Below are 267 nucleotides of genomic sequence, written 5' to 3'. Positions count from 1 at the left end.
CCCCTTCGTCACCGCGTCCCCCTCTTTTACCATCAAAGAGCGGTTGTGTGCATATGCGGTGAGATAAGTTGCGTCATGCTTGATGATAATGAGATTGCCGTAACCACGCAGCCCATTTCCTGCATAAACCACACGTCCGTCCGCCGATGCCTTGACAGCGTCGCCGGCAGCGCCGCCGATGTTGACGCCCTTGTTGGTCGAATCGTTGAACGTGCCGAGGAGCGGCCCGCGCACCGGCCAGGAGAATGCGACGTTGCCGCTTGCGCC

General features: G+C 59.9%; 1 protein-coding gene. It reads right to left on the bottom strand.

Annotated elements, in window-relative coordinates:
* Nucleotides 1-267: murein hydrolase activator EnvC family protein (locus tag SB751_RS31220; protein WP_410749173.1), on the bottom strand; the 267-nt coding region annotated here is incomplete at both ends.

The organism is Cupriavidus sp. SIMBA_020 (assembly GCF_046535395.1).
In the GTDB taxonomy this organism is placed as follows: domain Bacteria; phylum Pseudomonadota; class Gammaproteobacteria; order Burkholderiales; family Burkholderiaceae; genus Cupriavidus; species Cupriavidus campinensis.
Note: the sequence above shows the minus strand (reverse complement) of the source record. Positions and strands in the feature narration are given on the sequence as shown.